This is a genomic window from Myxococcota bacterium (genome assembly GCA_041389495.1).
Classification (GTDB): Bacteria; Myxococcota_A; UBA9160; order UBA9160; family UBA4427; genus JAWKRT01.
In genome coordinates, this window is the sequence record JAWKRT010000002.1 from 897536 (window position 1) to 911386 (window position 13851).

Consider the following 13851-nt stretch of genomic DNA (forward strand, 5'->3'; position numbering starts at 1 on the left):
CGGACGGCCCCGTGAGCGGCAGCGGCGCGCGTGCGCGCGTCGCTGCCGCGATCGGCGTGGCCGTGCTCGCGGTGCTCGCCGCGAGCGCGTGGTGCGGGCGCGGGAGTGCGGGGCTCCGCGAGTCCGCACGCACGGCGGACGCTCCGGACGCGAGCGCCGCCGCTCCGCCCGCCCCCGCGCCGCCTCCGCTCCCGCCCGAGGACGAGCTCCCCGAGCCCGTGCGCGACTATCTCGCGCGCACCGTCTACCCGCCCGACGCCGGGCGGCTCGACCAGGCGGGCGATCTGCTCGAAGCGAACCCGCGCTACGAGCAGTTCAAGCGCGTGCCCGGGTCGCACGGCAGCGTTCCCGACGTGACGTTCCTGTGGACCGCGGACGCGTTCCGCTACACGAGCGACGAGATCGTGCACGCGCGCTTCGAGGCGAAGCAGGGCGATGCGCCGGCGCTCGTGCGCGACCTCTCCGGGTGGGCGCGCGCCGAAGGGCGCGGCGGGCCGGAGGGCGACGAGGTCGCGCTGCACTTCCGGCGCGCGGGCGCGGCGCACCTCGCGGACGTCGATCTCTCGCGCGAGTTCGCCGAGCACCACGGCTTCGTCGTGCTCGGCGTCCGCTACACCGTGGCGGACGTCGCGCAGCAGGAGGAGAGGATCCGCGTCTTCGTGACGCCGGCCGATGCGATCCCCGCTGCCTTCACGGGCACCTTCCGCGACGACGTGCGCGACGGGAGCCTCGTCGTCGAGGCCGGCGTCGAGGTGTACCGGCCGGGCTTCTACCGCTTCGACGCGAACCTCTACGGCGCGAACGGCGAGCCCGTCGCGTGGGCCGCGTTCAAGGGCGAGCTGTCGCGGCGCGACGGCTTCGTGCCCCTTCGCTTCTTCGGCCGCGTGCTGCGCGACGTCGGCGCGCCGGGCCCGTACCGGCTGCGTCAGCTGCGCGGCTACCTGTTCCGCGACGGCGAGTTCCCCGACCGCCTCCACCTGCGCGACTACGAAGGCAGCTACGTGACGAGCGCGTCCGCGCTCGACGCGTTCTCCGAGGCCGAGTGGGACGACGCGCACCGGCGCCGCATGGTGGAGCTGATGCTGCAGGACGAGGCCGCGGGCATCCCGATCGACGTGCCGCCCGCGCCGGGCGCCGACGGCGCCCTGGGCGCGGCGCCCGCGCCGGACGCGCCGGGCCCGGCGAGCGCGCCCGACGGCGCGAGCGCGCCCGACGGCGCGAGCGCGGCGCCCGGCGCTCGTTAGGCGCGTCGCCGCCCGCGTCTCACGCGACGAACCAGCGGCCGCCGTTGACGGCGAGGCTCTGTCCGGTGATCGGCCGCGCGAGGTCGGACGCGAGGAAGAGCACGGCGCCCGCGCACTCGTCGGCCGTCGGCACGCTGCGCAGCGGTACGTCGCGGCACTGCAGCGCCTCGAAGTCCGGCTCGCTCATGCCGGCCTCCTTCGCGCCCGCCGCGATCCAGCCGTCCCAGTTCTCGCCCTTCACGGGGCCGAGCTGCACGCCGTTGGCGCGGATGCCGTCGGGGCCGAGCTCGACGGCGATCGTGCGCGCCAGGCTCGCGAGCGCGGCCTTCGACGCGGCATAGGCGCCGAGCGTCGGCGGCGGGTCCGTGCTCGCGCCGGTGTTGATGAGGACGATGCGGCCGTCGCGCCGCGACCGCATCGACGGCGCGACGAGCTGCACGAGGTGGAGCGCGCCGAACAGGTTCACCTCCATGATCGCGCGCCAGTCGTCGGGGTCGGAGTCCGTCACGACCTTGTAGTCGCCGTCGTAGTGGCCGTTCTGCACGAGCACGTCGATGCGCCCGAAGCGCTCGAGCGTCGCGTCGACGAGCCGCTGGCACGCCGCGCGGTCGGTGATGTCGGTGGGCACCGCGAGCACTTCGCCGCCCGCGGCCTCGACCTCGTCGACGACCGCCTGGAGGCGATCCTTCCGCCGCGCGCACAGCGCGAGCTTCGCGCCCTCGCGCGCGAACGCGAGCGCGATCGAGCGCCCCATCGCGGGGCCGATGCCGGTGACGATCGCGACCTTGTCCTCGAGCAGCATGGGGCCTCCTCTCGATGCGGGCGCGGCGCGCCGCGCGCGCGTCGCGCTCGTTCAGGCGGGCAGCCGCACGCGGCCGCGGCCCGTGAGCAGCGGCAGGTCGAGCGGCGTGCGGATGCCGGGCGGCGCGTGGCAGACGGGCGCGATCGCGTTCACGCAGTTCATCGCGGTCGCGAGCAGTCCGAACTCCGACGACGTCCCGTCCGTCACCGGGCCGAAGCTGCAGCGCAGCGGCGGGTCGCCCGCGATCTCGACGCGGTACTCGAGCGTCGCGTCGTACGGCCAGCGCGGCTCCATGTGGTCGGTCATCTTCCAGTAGGTGCGGAAGGCGATCATCGGAACGCCGCGCACGAAGCCGGTGTAGTGGTAGTGCTGCCCGGCGACGCGCCCCTCCGGAATCGTTCCCGCCGCGGTCTCGACGTCGCGCGTCGCGAGCGCGAACTCGTAGCCGGTGCGGTAGTCGTCGAGCTCGAAGCCGAGCCCCGCCGCGACCATGTCCATCGACTCGCAGAAGATCCGGCTCATCACCGAGAGCAGCGCGGGCGGGTTCGCGCGCGCCTCCTCGGGCGTCGCGCCGAAGCCGAGCTGGTCGAAGATCATCTGCGGGCTCTCGCTCATGTTCGAGAGGTCGCAGATCTCCGCGACCTCGATGCGGTCGATGCGGCGGGAGAGCGCGGAGACGACGAGCGGGAGGCGGTCGCCGCCGAAGCCCGGGTGGATGCCCGTGCCGTGGAAGGAGACGCCGCCCTCGCGGCACGCGTCCTCGATGCGCTCGACGAGCGCGGGATCCTTCAGGTAGACCCAGCCCGTCGGCGTCACGAGGTTCTTGCCCGAAGCGAGGATGCGACACATCTCGTCGAGGTCGGCGAGCAGCGGCGCGTAGAGCACGCAGTCGGCATCGACCGCGAGCACCTCGTCGATCGAGCCCGTCGCGCGCACGCCGAGCGGCGGCAGGCCGACGAGCTCGCCGGCGTCGCGCCCCACCTTCGCCGGCGTGTGCACCCACACGCCCGCGAGCGCGAGCGAAGGGTCGGCCAGGATCGCGGGGATCGCGTGGCGCCCGACGCTGCCCGTCGCCCACTGGATCACGCGGAGCGGTCGGCTCGCGGTGGTCATCGCGCTCCGCAGGATCGCACGAGACGCGGCGCGCGTGGGTGTGATAAAGCGCGAGCGACGCGGTCGCGCGCCGGTGTGCGGCGGGCGCGTTCGTACGCAGCGCGCCGCGGAAGCGGGTGCGGCGCGAGGAGGGGCGAGTGGCACTGGACCTGATGCGACTCGACGGGCGGGTGGCGATCGTGACGGGCGCCGGGCGGGGCGTCGGCGAGGGCATCGCGCTCGCCATGGCCGCGGCCGGCGCGACCGTCGTCGCGGCCGCGCGCACGAAGAGCGAGATCGACCGGACCGTCGCGGCGATCGCCGCGCGCGGAGGCGAGGCGCTCGCGGTCGTCGCCGACGTGACGAAGGGCGACGAGCTCGCGCGACTCGTCGACGCGACCGTGGCGGCGTTCGGACGGCTCGACGTCGTCGTCAACAACGCGGGCGGCCAGGAGAGCTACGTCCCGTTCCTCGAGATCGGCGAGGACGTCTTCTACCACCACTTCGCGTGGAACACGGGCTCGGCCTTCCGCCTCAGCCAGCTCGCGACGCCGCACCTGCTCGCGACGGGCAACGGCGCGATCCTCAACATCTCGTCGGGCGTCGGCCACATCGGCGTGCGCGGCATGCTGCCGTACGGCGTCGCGAAGGCCGCGCTCGACCACCTGACGCGCACGCTCGCCGAGGAGCTCGCGCCGAAGGTGCGCGTCAACGCGCTCGCGCTCGGCGCGATCATGACGCCCGCGCTCCAGAACACGTTCGACATGGATCCGTCGTTCCGCGACGGCATGATCGCGAAGACGCCGCTCAAGCGGATCGGCACGACCGAGCAGATCGGCGCGGCCGCCGTGTTCGCGTGCTCGGACGCGGCGTCGTACATGACGGGCGCGGTGATCCCGATCGACGGCGGTCTGCAGGACACGAACCTGCCGTTCAAGCTGCCGGACCTGTAGGCGCGGGAGGCGCGGAGCGGCATGGCGGGAAGGCTCGAAGGGCGGCGCGTGCTCGTCGTCGGCGCGTCGAAGGGCATCGGCAAGGCGACGGCCGTGGCGCTCGCGCGCGAGGGAGCGCGCACGGCGCTCGTCGCGCGCCGCACCGACGTGCTCGCCGACGCGGTGGCCGAAGTCGGGAACGGCGCGGTCGGCGTCGACGGCGACGTCGCGAAGCCCGCGGACTGCGAGCGCATGGTCGAGCGCGCCGCGGCGGCGCTCGGCGGCCTCGACGCCGTCGTGTACGCGCCGGGCATCACGCTGTTCGCGCCGGTCGAGCGCATGGACGCCGACGCCTGGCGCTCGACCTTCGAGGTGAACGTCTTCGGCGCGACGCTCGTCACGCGCGCGGCGCTCCCGCACCTGCGGGCGACGCGCGGACGCGTCGTCTTCTTCTCGTCGATCGTGATCGACGACCGGCCGCCTCGCTACGCGATGGCGCCCTACGTCGCGAGCAAGGCGGCGCTCGAGTCGCTCGCGCAGGCGTGGCAGGGCGAGCACCCGCAGCTCGGCTTCACGACGATCGCGATCGGCGACACGACCTCGGAGAAGGCGGAGGTCGTCGACCCGCACGTGCTCGAGGACTACGTGCCGCGCTGGATCGCGGCCGGCGTGATGCACGGGCGCCTGATGGAGCCCGGGCCGGTCGCCGAGCAGGTCGTGAACGTGCTCGCCTCGAGCGAGAACGTGCGGCGCGTCGCGATCTGGCCCAACGCGCCGGGCGCGGGCGACTAGCGTCGGGCGGCGCTCGCATCCGTGCGCGCGAGCCGGCGCACGGGCCGGCCGAACGAGGAGGAACGACGTGGCGCTCGGCGTGATCGTCTGGGGAACCGGGAGCGTCGGCTCGGTCGCGCTCGCCGAGGTGCTCGCGAACCCCGCCTTCCGCCTCGTCGGCGTGAAGGTGCACGCCGCCGACAAGGAGGGCGTCGACGCCGGAGCGCTGTGCGGGCGGCCGCCGGTCGGCGTCGCGGCGGTGCGCGACGAGGCGGCGCTCGCGCTCGACGCCGCCGACTGCGTCCTCTACTGCCCGCGCGTCGCCGACTACGACGAGATCGAACGGCTCCTCGAGCGCGGCATCGACGTCGTCACGACCGCGAGCAACGTCTACCCGCAGTTCTACGGCGAGGCGGTGTACGGGCGGCTCCAGCGCGCGGGCGAGCGCGGCGGCGCGAGCTTCCACGGCTCGGGCGTGAACCCGGCGTTCATGAGCGAGGTGCTGCCGCTCACGCTCTCGGGCCTCTCGCACCGCGCGAAGCGCATCGCGGTGCGCGAGGTCTCCGACGTGAACCACTACGCGTCGACCGCGCCCGAGATCATGTGCGACCACATCGGCTTCGGGAAGCCGCCGGCCGAGGCGCTCCGCGCGGACGACTTCCTGAAGGGGATGACGGCCTACTTCAGCGAGTCGATCGCGATGGTCTGCGACCACCTGGGCGTCGCGCTCGAGCGGATCGACGAGCACCACGAGGTCGCGACGACGCGCGAGCGCGTCGTGCTCGAGAGCGGCCGCGTCATCGAGCCCGGCACCGTCGGCTGCCGGCGCTTCGAGTGGCGCGGCATCGTCGGCGGCGAGCCGCGCGTCGTGCTGTCCACGTTCTGGAAGGTGACGACGCAGCTCGAGCCGCAGTGGGACGTGCGCTCGTCCGACGTCGTCGAGTGGACGGTGACGGTCGAGGGCACGCCGTCGTTCCGCTGCCGGGTCGAGACGTGTGCGAGCTTCGACCCCGAGAGCCCCGAGTGCGGCAAGGGCGGCGAGCGCGCGGCCGTGCTCGCGACGGCCGTGCACGCGGTGAACGCCATCCCCTATGTGCACGCCGCGCCGCCCGGCGTCCGCACGTTCCTCGACCTTCCCATCGTCGCGAGCCAGGGCGCCTTCCGCGGCCTGTGACGCGACACGGAGGCCCGCCATGCCGCGAGCGACGAAGCCGATCCGCGTGATCCAGTGGGCGACGGGCTCGGTCGGCAAGCTCGTCATCGCGACGTGCGCGAGCAACGAGGCGTTCCAGCTCGTCGGCTGCTGGGTGCACTCCGAGGCGAAGGACGGGCGCGACGCCGGCGAGATCGCGGGGGTCGGCGCGCTCGGCGTCGCCGCGACGCGCGACGTCGACGCGCTGCTCGCGACGCCGGCCGACGTCGTCTGCTATGCGCCGCTGCTCGCGGACGTCGGCGAGATCTGCCGCATCCTCGAGGCGGGCCTCGACGTCGTGACGCCGACCGGCTTCACGACGATCCGCGACCCGGACGCGGCCGCGCGCATCGAGGCCGCCTGCCGCAAGGGCGGTGCGAGCTTCCACGGCTCGGGCATCCACCCGGGCTTCTCGGGCGATCGCCTCCCGCTCGTGCTGTCGGCGATGTCGCGCCGCATCGACCGCATCGTCGTGCACGAGATCGTCGACATGTCGCACGTGAACGAGAGCCCCGAGCTCGTGCGCATGCTCGGCTTCGACATGACGCCCGAGGAGGCGCGGCGCAGCCCGCCCGCGCTGCTCGGCGTGATGGGCACGATCTTCTTCGAGTCGATCGCGCTCGTCGCCGAGGGGCTCGGGCTCGAGATCGACCGCTACGAGAAGCGCCACGAGTTCGCGCTCGCGAAGCGCGACGTCGAGATCGAGCTCGAGCTCGGCGCGAGGAAGGGCACGATCCGCGCCGGGCACGTCGCGGGCCAGGCGTTCGACTACGTGGGCTTCGTCGGCGACGTGCCCGCGATCGAGTTCCGCACGCGCTGGAAGATGGGGCGCGACCTCGAGCCCGACTGGCCCTTCGACCACCCGTGGGCCTACCGGATCCAGATCGACGGCGACCCGCCGCTGCGGCTCGAGTTCACGTGCGGCGCCGAGGACGGAAGCGACTCGGCGGCGCTCGGCCTGCTGTGCACGGCGATGAACTGCCTGAACACGATGCCGCACCTCGTCGCCGCCTCGCCCGGCGTGAAGACGCAGCTCGACCTGCCGCTGATCCGCGCCGTCAACGCGTTCCATCCCCTTCGTTAGGGGGCGCAGGCGGCGCGCGGTGGGCGCGGGCGGCCCTCGGGCCGTCGGGCCTGCCGGCCATCCGGCGGGTGTAGACTGCGCGCGCGGCGCGTCCGATGCCGCGCCGGCCCCGCCGAGGAGGAACCCGCCATGGCCACCGCCCCCGCGCACGCGAAGTCCGGCGCGCCGCTCGAGGTCGAGCGCCTCGCGGGATCGCTCGGCGCCGAAGTCCGCGGCATCGACCTCGCGAAGGCGACGGCCGAGGACGCGGCGGCGCTGCGCGCGCTCCTGCTCGAGCACCTCGTGCTCTTCTTCCCCGATCAGCACCTCGGGCCCGACGAGCACATCGCGTTCGGGCGGCTCTTCGGGCCGCTCGACGCGCACCCGAACCTCGGGCTCGGCGGCGAGCGCCCCGAGTTCTTCGAGCTGCGCGCGACGAGCGGCGCGGGCGCGATCGCGGACGAGTGGCACAGCGATCTCACCTGCCAGGAGCGGCCGTCGATCTTCGCGATCCTCCACATGCGCACGTGCCCGGCCTTCGGCGGCGACACGATGTGGGCGAACGCGGTGAAGGCGTTCGAGGCGCTGTCGCCCCCGATGCAGGCCTTCTGCGAAGGCCTCTCCGCGCTCCACGACGCGGGGCCGCACGGACGACCGGAGGTGAAGGCGATCCATCCCGTCGTGCGCGTCCATCCGGAGACGGGCCGCAAGTCGCTCTTCGTGAACCACCACTTCACGCGTCGCATCGTCGAGCTCAGCCAGGAGGAGAGCGACATGCTGCTCGCCCACCTGACGCGCTGGGTGACGAGCCCGCGCTTCACCGTCCGCTACCGCTGGCGCGAGGGCACGATCGCGATGTGGGACAACCGGTGCACGCAGCACCACGTCCTCGACGACTTCGAGGGCGAGCGCGTGATCCAGCGCGTCACCGTGATGGGCGACGAGCCGCGCGCCGCGAGCCCGTCGCCGTGGTCGCCGTACAGCACGGCCTTCAGCGCCGCGAGCTGGCGCGACAACCCGCTGCGCCAGTTCCTCGCGCAGCGCCGCGAGCGCACCGAACGCGACTGACCGAGCGCGCCCGACGGCGAGCGCGCCCGACGGCGAGCGCGCCCGCTCAGCGCGCCGCGTGCACCTGGATGCGCGCGGGCGGCTTCGAGTGCGGCAGGTCGTCGGAGGCGAGCGCGGCGAGCGCGCGCTCGCGGTCGGCCGGCGTGAACGCGCCCGTCGTCAGGCAGAACTCGACGAGGTTGCCGTTCGGGTCGCGCGTGTAGATCGAGTGGCACCAGTCGTGATCGATCTCGAGCACCTCGAGCCCGGCCTCGAGCCACTGCTTGCGGCGCCGGTCGAGATCGGCGCGGTCCGCGACGTCGAACGCGATGTGGTTGATGTGCGCAGGGACGCCGGCGGCCTTCGCGATGTCCGTCTCGAAGCCCTCGGTGCCCGGGATGTCGTGCAGCTCCCAGAACGCGACGAGCTTCGAGTCGTCGTCCATGCGGTAGAAGAAGTGCTTGGCCCAGCCGCCCTCGGGCGCGGGCCCGATCTCGACCTTCACGAGCTCGAACTCCATCACGCCCTCGTAGAACGCGTGGATCGCGCGGATGTCGCGCGCCGCGAGCGCCAGGTGGTGGTAGCCCATGCGTCACTCCTTCCCCGGGTCGCGCTCGTCGACCATGCGCATCACGTCCTGTGAAGCGCCGTCGGGAGCGGGCACCTCGGCGACGGTCTCGTCGACGTCGTCGTACTCGAGCCGCAGCGCGCGCGAGATCGTCGCGTGCATCTCGTACGTGGCCGTGACGTAGGTGAGCTCGAGGATCGCCTCGTCGGAGAGCTCGCGCGCGAGCGCGTCGAACACGGCCTCGGGAACGCGGCCGCCCTGCAGGACGAGGCAGTCCGTGTAGGCGAGCACCGCGCGCTCGATCGGCGCGTAGACCTCGGCGATCGGCCAGTGCGGGATCGCCTCGATCTTCGCCTCGTCGACGCCGACGTCGCGGCACGCCTTGCAGTGCTGCGAGAAGACGAACCGCGAGCCGCGCGCGAAGCCCGCGCGCACCTGCGCGAGCTCGCGCAGCTTCGGGTCGAGCCGGCGCTCGGCGCTGCGATAGAGCTGGAAGCCCGCGGTCGCGTGCCGGAACACGTCGGGGACGAGCGCGAACACCGTCCACCAGTCGCCCGGCGTCCCGGTCTCGGTGCCGGGCGCCTCGACGGGGTCGCGATCGCCGAACACGAGCTCGTAGATCCGGCGCGCGAACGGGTCCGCATCGGCCTTCGCGACCTGCCTGAGACGCGGCATCCGCTTCCTCCCCGCGAGCCCGCCCTGCGGCGGCCGGCGCATCGTAGGATGGACGGGCCTCGCGCTGCACGGGAGATCGGCGCGGCCGGGGCGCGGGCGAGCGCGAACGCGCGCAGAGGAGCGGAGAGGGATGGCGAGCCTGGACGAGCTGCTCGCGACGCCGGGCATCGTCGTCGCGCCCGGCGCCCACGATGCGCTCTCGGCGCGGCTCGCCGCGCGCGCCGGGGCGCGCGCGGTCTACCTGTCGGGCTTCGGCGTGTGCGGCGCGAGCTTCGGGCTCCCCGACCTCGGGCTCGTCGGCGCCGCGGAGATGACGGAGCGCGTGCGCGCGGTCGCCGCCGCGTGCGCGCCCGTGCCGCTCGTCGCGGACGGCGACGACGGGCACGGCGGGCCGCTCCACGCCGCCCGTCTCGCGCGCGCGTACGAGGCGGCCGGCGCGCAGTGCATCCAGATCGAGGACCAGGCCGCGCCCAAGCGCTGCGGCCACCTCGACGGGAAGAGCGTCCTCCCGACGGCCGACGCGGCCGCGAAGATCCGCGCGGCGGTCGGCGCGCGCGCGAGCACCGCGTTCAAGGTGATGGCGCGAACCGACGCGCGCGCGACGCACGGGCTCGACGAGGCGCTGCGACGCGGCGAGGCGTTCCTGCGCGCGGGTGCCGACCTGCTCTTCGTCGAGGCGCCGCGCGACGAGGGCGAGCTGCGCGCCGTGGCCGCCGCGTTCCGCGGCGTCCCGCTCGTCGCGAACATGGTCGAGGACGGGAAGACGCCGTACCTCGACGCCCCCGCGCTCGAGGAGATGGGCTTCAAGGTCGCGCTCTTCCCGGTGTCGGCGCTGCTCGCCGTCACGGCGCGACTCGAACGCGTGTACGCCGCGCTGCTCGCGCACGGGAGGCTCCCCGCCGGCGAGGAGCGCGTCTCGTTCACGGGCTATGCGGAGCGGATCGGCACCGACGCATGGCTCGCGCACGCGGCCGCCCTCGCGCGCGACGCCGACTAGCATCGCGCGCGCGCCTCACGGCACGAGCACGCGCGCGACGAGGTCCGCGTGGCGCGCGACGGCCGCCGGTGTCGCGGGGTCGACGCCCGTGAGGCGGCGGCACTCCGGTGCCACGGCGAAGATCAGCGACGCCGCGCCGGCGAGCACGTAGTAGGTGTGGGCGGCCGCGACGGGGTCGCCCGCCGGGCCGCCGCCTCCGGCCCCTGCCCCGGAGCCGAGCAGGAACGTCGTGTAGAGGGGCTCGAGATGGGTGTCGACGAGCCAGGCCATGCGCTCGTCGTCGTTCTTGCCCTCGTCGACGAGCAGGCGGAAGAGCTCGGGGCAGGCGGCGGCGAACTCGACGTAGGCGCGCACGGCGGCGCGCGCGGCCTCGCGCGGGTCGGAGGTGGGGGAGGCCGCGAGCTGCGCCCCGAGGTGGGCGCGCAGGCGGGCGAAGACGCGGTCGACGGCGGCGCGCCAGAGCTCGTCCTTGGTGCGGAAGTGGTAGGTGATGAGGCCCTGGTTCGCGCCCGCGCGGAGCGCGATGTCGCGCGTGCTGGCGCCGAGGAAGCCGTTCTCGGCGAATGCGGCGAGCGCCGCCTCGACGATGCGTTCGCGCGTCGCGTCGCGCTGGGCGGAGCGGGAGGACATGGCGGGATCTTATTCGGTTGACAAGCGAATCGCCGCCCCGTACGGTCGGCTCGATTCACTGGTCGGTCGACCAGCCGCGCCCCGGCTCGGCGCCCGACCGCCGCGTCGCGCCCGCGCCGCCCCGAGGAGGATCCCCATGGCTCCCGCCCGCATTCCCGAACCGGCGCCCCGCCACCTCCGCCCGTCGCGCTTCTCGCACATCGTGCTGCAGACGCCGCGCTTCGAGGAGATGACGGCCTGGTACAAGACCGTCCTGTCCGCCCGGCCGCTGCTCGAGAACGACGTCGTCTGCTTCCTGACCTACGACGAGGAGCACCACCGCGTGATGATCGGCCGCAACCCGAACGCGACGCCGCGCGACGCGCGCGCGGCGGGCGTCGTGCACTTCGCCTACGCGATGGAGTCGCTCGCGGATCTCGTCGGCGCCTACGAGCGGCTCGCCGCGGAGGGGATCGAGCCCGTGCGCTGCATCGACCACGGCTTCACGACCTCGCTGTACTACGCGGACCCGGACGGCAACGAGGTCGAGCTCCAGGTCGACAACTTCGCCACGCGCGACGAGTTCAACGCCTGGTTCGCGACGGGAGCCTTCGACCGCAACTTCGTCGGCGTCGCGTTCGACCCGGCGCGCATGGTCGCGCTCCACCGCAGCGGGCTTCCCGAGGCGCAGATCCTGCAGCGCGAGCTCACGGCGTGAGCGCGCCCGGAACGCGCCTCGCCCCGCTCGCGCCGGGCGCTCTCGACGACGCACAGCGCCGCCTGTACGACGCGGTGGTCGCGAGCCCGCGCGGGCAGGGCGGCGCGCGTGCGCTGCTCGTGCGCGACGACGGCTCGCTCACGGGCCCCTTCGACGCGTGGCTGCGCACGCCCGCGCTCGGCGCGCACCTCGAGCGCGTCGGCATGGCGCTGCGCGAGGACACCGCGCTCGCGCCCGCGGCGCGCGAGGTCGCGGTGCTCGTCGTCGCGCGCGCGTGGAGCGCGGCGTTCGAGTGGGGCGTGCACCGTCTCGTCGCGCGCGCGAGCGGCGTCGCGGACGATGCGATCGAAGCCATCGCGCACGGGCGCCGGCCCGCGCTCGCCGACGCGGCGGCGCAGGCCGCGCACGACGTCGCGCGCGAGCTCGTCGACCGCAGGCGGCTCGCGCCCGACGTCGCCGCGCGCGCGCGCGCGGCGCTCGGCGAGCGCGGGCTCGTCGAGGTCGTCACGCTCGTCGGCTTCTACCAGCTCGTGTCCGGCGTGCTCGCGAGCTTCGAGCCACCGCCGCCCACGGCGTCGATCCCGCTCGCGCCACTGCCCGCGGCGGCCCCGCGAGCGGGCATCGACCTGTACGAGGCCGCGAGCACGACGCGCGCCGTGCGACGCCTGCGGCCCGACCCCGTTCCCGACGACGTGCTGCGGCGCGTGCTGCGCGCCGCGACCTTCGCGCCGTCGGGCGGCAACCTGCAGCCGTGGCACGTGCTCGCCGTGCGCGACGTCGCGACGAAGCGCGCGCTCGCCGCGCACTACGAGGAGCTCTGGAGCGAGTACGCGGCGGCGCGGCGCGCGCTGCTCGCGCTGCTGCCCGAGCCGCAGCGCGCGCCGGCCGAGCGCGCGCTGCGCGCGGGCGACCACCTCGCCGCGCACTTCGCGCAGGCGCCCGTCGTCGCCGTCTTCTGCTTCCAGCCCGAGCGGCTCACGATCACCGACGCGGCGCTCGCGCGCCCGTCGGTCGTCGGCGGCGCGTCGCTCTACCCGGCCGTGCAGAACTTCCTGCTCGCGTGTCGCGCCGAGGGGCTCGGCTGCACGCTCACGACGCTGCTCTGCAGCCGCGAGGAGGCGTTGCGCGAGCTGCTCGCGCTGCCCGCGCCGTGGGCGACGTGCGCGTTCGTTCCCGTCGGCTGGCCGCTCGCGGGCGGGCACGGCCCGCTCGCGCGCCGCCCCGTCGAGCAGGTCGCGTTCGGCGACCGGTTCGGCGAGCCGCTCTTCCCCGCGCCCGAGGAGGACTCCCCGTGATCGAGCTCTACCACTTCGCGTTCTCGACCTGCTCGCAGAAGGTGCGCCTCGTGCTCGCCGAGAAGGGCCTCGACTTCGCCTCGCGCGAGGTGAACCTGATCGCGGGCGGCCAGCACGACCCCGAGTACGTGAAGCTCAACCCGAAGCACGTCGTGCCGACGCTCGTGCACGATGGCCACGTGCTCGTCGAGTCGTCGCTCATCGTCCAGTACCTCGACGACGCGTTCCCGGAGCCGGCCATGCGTCCGGCCGACGCGCTCGGACGCCACGCGGTCGGGCGCTGGCTGCTGCGCGCGGACACCGAGATCCACGTCGCCGCGCCGACCGTGACGTTCGCGCTCGGCCCGCGCGCCGTGCTGCTGCAGCAGCCGGCCGAGGTTCGCGAGGCCAACCTCGCGGCGATCCCCGACCCGGTCGACCGCGCGAAGCGCCGCAGCGTGATCGAGCACGGCGTGCGCGCCCCCGAGTTCGCGGGCGCGCTGCGCGTGTTCGTCGCGATGCTCGACGACATGGAGGCCGCGCTCGCGAGCGCGCCGTGGCTCTCGGGGTCTTCGTTCGGGCTCGCCGACGCGACGATCGTGCCCTACGTGCTGCGCCTCGAGCACCTCGCGATGGACCCGCTGCTCGACGCCGCCGCGCGGCCGCGCGTCGCGGACTGGCTCGCGCGCGCGAAGTCGCGCGCTAGCTTCGCCGCGGCCGTCGACGCCTGGGCGCCGCAGGCGCTCGTCGACGGGATGCGCGCGCAGGGCAAGGAGGCCTGGCCCGAGGTCGAGGCCGCCCTGCGCGGCGCCGCCTGACGCCGCGCGCGACGCGCGCTCGAGCCGCGCGGGCGGATCGAGGAGGCGA

15 protein-coding genes are annotated in these 13851 nt (G+C 74.5%); 10 read left to right on the plus strand and 5 right to left on the minus strand.

Going from position 1 to position 13851, the window contains the following annotated elements; genetic code table 11:
• Positions 1–11: 11 nt before the first annotated feature.
• Entirely contained in the window at positions 12–1244 is a 1233-nt protein-coding gene (locus tag R3E88_14635; GenBank protein ID MEZ4217718.1) for a hypothetical protein, read from the plus strand.
• Positions 1245–1263: 19 nt separating this feature from the next.
• Here the strand turns inward: R3E88_14635 and R3E88_14640 are convergent, their stop codons facing one another.
• Together R3E88_14640 and R3E88_14645 are read right to left on the minus strand one after the other, a co-directional pair.
• Positions 1264–2046 carry an SDR family oxidoreductase gene (locus R3E88_14640; GenBank protein MEZ4217719.1) on the minus strand — a complete coding sequence of 261 codons (783 nt, stop codon included), beginning with the start codon at positions 2044–2046 and terminating at the stop codon, positions 1264–1266.
• A 51-nt stretch (positions 2047–2097) separates the two neighbouring features.
• Entirely contained in the window at positions 2098–3159 is a 1062-nt protein-coding gene (locus R3E88_14645) for a dihydrodipicolinate reductase (GenBank protein MEZ4217720.1), read from the minus strand.
• A gap of 137 nt (positions 3160–3296) precedes the next feature.
• Between R3E88_14645 and R3E88_14650 the strand changes: the two genes are divergently transcribed.
• From R3E88_14650 to R3E88_14670, 5 genes are all read left to right on the plus strand, one after another.
• Entirely contained in the window at positions 3297–4091 is a 795-nt protein-coding gene (locus R3E88_14650) for a glucose 1-dehydrogenase (GenBank protein ID MEZ4217721.1), read from the plus strand.
• Positions 4092–4112: 21 nt separating this feature from the next.
• Positions 4113–4862, plus strand: a complete 750-nt coding sequence (locus R3E88_14655; protein ID MEZ4217722.1) for an SDR family oxidoreductase — start codon at positions 4113–4115, stop codon at positions 4860–4862.
• Positions 4863–4929: 67 nt separating this feature from the next.
• A complete protein-coding gene (locus R3E88_14660; GenBank protein ID MEZ4217723.1) occupies positions 4930–6015 on the plus strand; it encodes a dihydrodipicolinate reductase in 1086 nt (361 codons plus the stop codon).
• 19 nt (positions 6016–6034) lie between these two features.
• On the plus strand, positions 6035–7117 hold the full coding sequence (locus R3E88_14665) for a dihydrodipicolinate reductase (protein MEZ4217724.1): 1083 nt from the start codon (positions 6035–6037) through the stop codon (positions 7115–7117).
• A gap of 129 nt (positions 7118–7246) precedes the next feature.
• Positions 7247–8164 carry a TauD/TfdA family dioxygenase gene (locus R3E88_14670; protein ID MEZ4217725.1) on the plus strand — a complete coding sequence of 306 codons (918 nt, stop codon included), beginning with the start codon at positions 7247–7249 and terminating at the stop codon, positions 8162–8164.
• Between the two features lie 46 nt (positions 8165–8210).
• Here the strand turns inward: R3E88_14670 and R3E88_14675 are convergent, their stop codons facing one another.
• Complete coding sequence (locus R3E88_14675; protein MEZ4217726.1) at positions 8211–8732, minus strand: VOC family protein; 522 nt, start codon at positions 8730–8732, stop codon at positions 8211–8213.
• Between the two features lie 3 nt (positions 8733–8735).
• On the minus strand, positions 8736–9386 hold the full coding sequence (locus tag R3E88_14680) for a carboxymuconolactone decarboxylase family protein (GenBank protein ID MEZ4217727.1): 651 nt from the start codon (positions 9384–9386) through the stop codon (positions 8736–8738).
• 130 nt (positions 9387–9516) lie between these two features.
• Between R3E88_14680 and R3E88_14685 the strand changes: the two genes are divergently transcribed.
• Complete coding sequence (locus R3E88_14685; GenBank protein MEZ4217728.1) at positions 9517–10383, plus strand: isocitrate lyase/phosphoenolpyruvate mutase family protein; 867 nt, start codon at positions 9517–9519, stop codon at positions 10381–10383.
• A gap of 15 nt (positions 10384–10398) precedes the next feature.
• On the opposite strand, the gene R3E88_14690 is transcribed toward R3E88_14685, so the two are convergent.
• Positions 10399–11013, minus strand: coding sequence for a TetR/AcrR family transcriptional regulator (locus R3E88_14690; GenBank protein MEZ4217729.1), 615 nt, complete (start codon positions 11011–11013; stop codon positions 10399–10401).
• Between the two features lie 136 nt (positions 11014–11149).
• On the opposite strand from R3E88_14690, the gene R3E88_14695 reads away from it, so the two are divergent.
• Genes R3E88_14695 through R3E88_14705 form a run of 3 tightly spaced genes read left to right on the plus strand, consistent with a single transcriptional unit; the run spans position 11150 to position 13802 of the window.
• Positions 11150–11710, plus strand: coding sequence for a VOC family protein (locus R3E88_14695; protein MEZ4217730.1), 561 nt, complete (start codon positions 11150–11152; stop codon positions 11708–11710).
• Positions 11707–13005, plus strand: coding sequence for a nitroreductase family protein (locus R3E88_14700; protein MEZ4217731.1), 1299 nt, complete (start codon positions 11707–11709; stop codon positions 13003–13005). Before R3E88_14695 ends, R3E88_14700 begins: the two co-directional genes overlap by 4 nt.
• On the plus strand, positions 13002–13802 hold the full coding sequence (locus R3E88_14705) for a glutathione S-transferase family protein (protein MEZ4217732.1): 801 nt from the start codon (positions 13002–13004) through the stop codon (positions 13800–13802). Before R3E88_14700 ends, R3E88_14705 begins: the two co-directional genes overlap by 4 nt.
• Positions 13803–13851: the final 49 nt, after the last annotated feature.